Here is a 4,682-nt window from a genome sequence, read left to right on the forward strand (position 1 = left end):
AGCCATGCTCGACTGCTGCCTGCCACAGCAGTCGAGCATGGCTCGACTCTACAACGGCGCAGAGAAGTCGAGCATGGCTCGACTCTACAATGGCGCAGAGGAGCCGAGCATGGGCTCGGCTCTACAACGGCACAGCGTAGTCGAGCATGGCTCAACTCTACAGAGGCGGGCGTCAGGCCACGTAGACGGTCTTGATGTTCATGAACTCATGGATGCCGTGGTCGGCCAGCTCGCGGCCGAAGCCCGATTCCTTGCTGCCGCCGAACGGCAGCCGCGCATCACTCTTGACGATGGCATTGACGAACGCCGCGCCGCATTCCATACGCTGTGCGAAACGCTCGCCGCGCACCACGTCGCCGGTCCACACGCTGCCGCCCAGGCCGAAACGGGTGTCGTTGGCCACGCGCAGCGCCTCGGCTTCATCCTTGACCCGGATCACCGCCGCCACCGGCCCGAACAGTTCCTCGTCGTAGGCCGGCATGCCCGGTCCCACCTGGTCGAGGACGGTGGCCGGATAGCCCGCGTGGGTTCCGGCAATCGGCTCACCGCCCATCAGGACGCGCGCGCCCTTGGCCACGCTGGCCTGCACCTGCTTGTGCAGCTCGTCGCGCAGGTCTGCACGGGCCATCGGTGCCAGCGTGGTGGTGCCGTCGTTGGGATCACCGTACTGGCGCTGGCCAGCGGCGTCGACGAAGCGCTGGGTGAATGCATCGGCCGCCGCCTCGACCACGATGAAGCGCTTGGCCGCGATGCAGGTCTGCCCGCTGTTGTCGAAGCGCGACTTCACGGCCGCGGCCACGGTCTTGTCCAGGTCGGCATCCTCGAGCACCACGAAGGCATCGCTGCCGCCCAGCTCCATCACCGATTTCTTCAGCTGGCTGCCGGCATTCGAGGCGATCGAGCGCCCTGCCCGCTCGCTGCCGGTCAGGGTCACCGCCTTCACCCGCGCATCGCGCAGCACCTCGGCGGCCTGGTCGTTGTCGATGTGCAGCACGTCGAACACACCCGCCGGCAGGCCACCGTCACGGCACACCGCCAGGATCAGGTCGGCACACTGCGGTACGTTGCTGGCGTGCTTGAGCAGGGCCACGTTGCCGGCCATGAAGGCCGGGGCGAGGAAACGGAACACCTGCCAGATCGGGAAATTCCACGGCATCACCGCGAACACGCAGCCGATCGGCTCATAGCGCACGTAGCTGCGCTGCGCCTCGGTGTCGATGATCTGCGGCTTCAGGTAATCCGCAGCGTGGTCGGCGTAGAACTCGCAGGCGGCCGCGCATTTTTCGACCTCGGCCAAGGCCTCGACCTTCAGTTTGCCCATCTCGCCGGTCATCGCCCGCTGCAGGTCGTCGCGGCGTGCGCGCAGCTGCGCGGCGATCTGGCGCAGGATGGCACCGCGGTCCTGCAGAGAACGATCTGCCCAGCCTGGAAACGCATCGGCGGCGGCCTGCAGGCGCTGCTCGATGTTGGCAGCGCCCATCAGTTCATGGCGGTAGGTCACCTGGCCGGTGGCCGGGTTGACGATCTCGACAGTCATGGGGGATCTCCTTCTGGAAGACCCCCATTGTGCGCCGCCGGCCGTGAGCCGGATGTGGCTGCGGCCTCAGCCGTTGTCCTGGCGGGCCAGCTGCAGGTCGCGCTGGCGCCGCTTCTCGGCACGCGCGTTGATGTACCAGCCGATCACCGCGGCCACCGAAACCGCCGACACCAGCAGGGTCGCCAGCGCGTTGATCTTCGGACTGATGCCCATGCGCACCGAGGCGAACACCTTCATCGGCAGGGTGGTCGAGCCCGGCGTGGCAACGAAGCTGGCCACCACCACGTCATCCAGCGACAGCGTGAAGGCCAGCAGCCAGCCCGCCACCAGTGCCGGGGCGATGATCGGCAACGTGATGCGGCCGAACACGGTCAGGCGGCTGGCGCCGAGATCCATCGCCGCTTCTTCCAGCGAGAGATCCATTTCCTGCAGGCGCGAGGACACCACCACGGTGACGAAGCACAGGGTGAAGGTGACGTGGGCGATCCAGATCGTGGCCAGGCTGCGTGCCGGGAAGCCGGGAATGGCGCCCATCGAGGCCAGCAGGGCCATCAGCGAGAAGCCGAGGATCACATCGGGCATCACCAGCGGCGCGGTGACCAGCGCACCGAACACCTGCTTGCCGCGGAAGCGGCGGAAGCGGGTCATCACCATCGCCGCCAGCGTGCCCAGCACGGTCGCGGTGCAGGCGGTCCAGAACGCCACCACCAGGCTGGTCCACATGGCGTCCATCAGCGCGCGGTCGGCGAACAGGTCGCTGTAGGCGCGGGTGGAGAACCCGGCCCAGACCATCGCCAGCCGCGAGCTGTTGAACGAATAGAACATCAGCAGCAGGATCGGCAGGTACAGGAAGGCGAAACCGAGCAGCAGCACGCCCAGGCCCAGGCCCTTTGCGCTACGCGGGCTCATGCCTGCTTCCCTTCCAGCAGGCGCTGCTGGGAACGGTTGAACCACAGGATGGGCACCAGCAGCAGCAGGATCATCGCCACCGCCATCGCCGAAGCACCCGGCCAGTTGCGGTTGTTGAAGAACTCGTTCCACAGCTGGCGGCCGACCATCAGCGTTTCCGAGCCGCCGAGCATTTCCGGAATCACGAATTCACCCACCGCCGGGATCATCACCAGCATGCAGCCGGCGATGATGCCCGCCTTTGACAACGGCAGGGTGATGCGCAGGAATGCCTGCCACGGCTTGGCGCCGAGGTCGTAGGCCGCTTCCAGCAGGCGATGGTCATGCTTGACCAGGTTGGCGTACAGCGGCAGCACCATGAACGGCAGGTAGCAGTACACGATGCCGATATAGGCCGCAGTCGGTGTGTCGATCAGCTGCAGCTTGGGCAGGCCCATGCGGGTCATCAGCGATTGCAGGCCGGTGAACTGCAGGAACTGGTCGAGCAGGCCGTTGCGGTCCAGGATCGCCTTCCATGCATACACGCGGATCAGGAACGAGGTCCACGACGGCAGAACCACCAGCATCATCGCCACGTTGCGCGCGGCCGGCGACAGGCGCGCGATGGCATAGGCCATCGGGTAGGCGATCACCAGGGTGAGGAAGGTGGAGATTGCCGCGATCTTGATCGAGCTCAGGAACGCCTGGGCGTAGATCGAATCGCGGAACAGCGCCAGGTAATTCTCGAGGTTGAGCTTGAGCGAGAACGCGCCATCGACGTACTGCAGCAGCCAGGTGTACGGCGGCGAGCCGACCCGGCTGTGCGAAAAACTGATCATCAGCACGATCAGGAACGGCACCGCGAAGAACAGCAGCAGCCACAGGTAGGGAATGCCGATGACCGTGGCACGCGTGCCCGGCAGCCAGCGCTTCAGGCCTGCCCCGCTCATGAGGTCAGCACCACGCCGTCGTTGTCGCGCCAGTGCACCCACACTTCATCGCCCCAGGTCAGGCCATCGCTGGCCCAGCGCTGCGAGTTGGCGAAGTTGGCCAGCACCTTGGCGCCGCTGGGCAGGCGTACGTGGTAGACCGAGTGGCTGCCGAAATAGGCGATGTCCTCGATCACGCCCTGCGCCTTGTTGGTCGGCGCTTCCGGTTCGTCCTTGCCGATCATCACCTTTTCCGGGCGCAGCGCGAACGCGACCGGCTGCCCTTCGTAGCAGGTGATGCCGTGGGCGATGTAGACCGGTGCGGGGAACAGCGGCGAGCGCACGGTCACGTACTCTGGCAGGTCCTCGTCGATGACACCCTCAAACAGGTTGACTGAGCCGATGAAGCCGGCGACGAAGCGGTTGGCCGGCTGCTCGTAGACCTCATCGGGCTTGCCGACCTGCTGGATCCAGCCGGCATCCATCACCGCGATGCGGGTGGCCATGGTCATGGCCTCTTCCTGGTCGTGGGTGACCATCACGCAGGTCACGCCCGACGATTCGATGATGCTGACCAGTTCCAGCTGCATCTGCGAGCGCAGCTTCTTGTCCAGCGCGCCCATCGGTTCGTCCAGCAGCAGCAGCTTCGGCCCCTTGGCCAGCGACCGCGCCAGCGCCACGCGCTGCTGCTGGCCACCGGAGAGCTGGTGCGGCTTGCGCTTGCCCAGGTGGGCCATCTGCACCAGGTCGAGCATCTCGCCCACGCGCCGGCTGATCGCGTCCTTGGCCAGACCGTCCTGCTTAAGGCCGAAGGCGATGTTCTGCTCGACCGTCATGTGCGGGAACAGGGCGTAGGACTGGAACATCATGTTGACCGGCCGCTGGTACGGCGGCAGCGCGTCCAGGCGCTGGCCATCGAGGATGATGCTGCCCTTGGTGGGCGTCTCGAAGCCGCCCAGGCAGCGCAGCAGGGTCGATTTGCCGCTGCCCGAGCCACCGAGCAGGGCGAAGATCTCACCCTTGCGAACGTCAAGGTTGACGTCGTCGACGGCGACGAAGCCATCAAATTCCTTGCGCAGGTCACGAATGGAGAGATAGCCGGACGCACCGTTCGCATCGACGACGGCGGCTTCCGGCTGGGCTTCAACGGGCATGGGGGCTCCGGGAGCGGGCGGTGGACAGCGGTGGCCATTCTACCGGCCGGGGGGCGATGACGGTATGACAGGCTGTGGCGGGCGGGTGTCTGGCCGCTGCGCTCGCCGGGCATGGCCCGGCGCTACCAGGGTGCGCGGCGGCGTCAACGGTTCCGGGTGGCATCGTTCTGGTAG

The 4,682-nt window shown here is 66.3% G+C and carries 4 protein-coding genes; all 4 read right to left on the reverse strand.

Features of this window, described 5'->3' with window-relative positions:
* Nucleotides 1-172: 172 nt before the first annotated feature.
* Nucleotides 173-1,537: an NAD-dependent succinate-semialdehyde dehydrogenase gene (locus DCO49_RS19440; protein WP_116865386.1), complete on the reverse strand. Its 1,365-nt coding sequence runs from the start codon at nucleotides 1,535-1,537 to the stop codon at nucleotides 173-175.
* 66 nt (nucleotides 1,538-1,603) lie between these two features.
* Complete coding sequence (locus DCO49_RS19445) at nucleotides 1,604-2,446, reverse strand: ABC transporter permease subunit (protein ID WP_116865387.1); 843 nt, start codon at nucleotides 2,444-2,446, stop codon at nucleotides 1,604-1,606.
* Nucleotides 2,443-3,375, reverse strand: coding sequence for an ABC transporter permease subunit (locus tag DCO49_RS19450; RefSeq protein ID WP_116865388.1), 933 nt, complete (start codon nucleotides 3,373-3,375; stop codon nucleotides 2,443-2,445). Before DCO49_RS19450 ends, DCO49_RS19445 begins: the two co-directional genes overlap by 4 nt.
* A complete protein-coding gene (potA, locus tag DCO49_RS19455; RefSeq protein WP_116865389.1) occupies nucleotides 3,372-4,508 on the reverse strand; it encodes a polyamine ABC transporter ATP-binding protein in 1,137 nt (378 codons plus the stop codon). The genes DCO49_RS19450 and potA overlap by 4 nt, the downstream gene beginning before the upstream one ends.
* Nucleotides 4,509-4,682 lie beyond the last annotated feature (174 nt).

Origin of the sequence: Stenotrophomonas sp. SPM, assembly GCF_003105135.1 — a bacterium.
GTDB lineage: Bacteria > Pseudomonadota > Gammaproteobacteria > Xanthomonadales > Xanthomonadaceae > Stenotrophomonas.

Bases quoted from the DNA above. Each gene is read 5' to 3' on its own strand.
- DCO49_RS19440 (WP_116865386.1), bottom strand. From the start codon at position 1,537: ATGACTGTCGAGATCGTCAACCCGGCCACCGGCCAGGTGACCTACCGC.
- potA (WP_116865389.1), bottom strand. From the start codon at position 4,508: ATGCCCGTTGAAGCCCAGCCGGAAGCCGCCGTCGTCGATGCGAACGGT.
- DCO49_RS19445 (WP_116865387.1), bottom strand. From the start codon at position 2,446: ATGAGCCCGCGTAGCGCAAAGGGCCTGGGCCTGGGCGTGCTGCTGCTC.
- DCO49_RS19450 (WP_116865388.1), bottom strand. From the start codon at position 3,375: ATGAGCGGGGCAGGCCTGAAGCGCTGGCTGCCGGGCACGCGTGCCACG.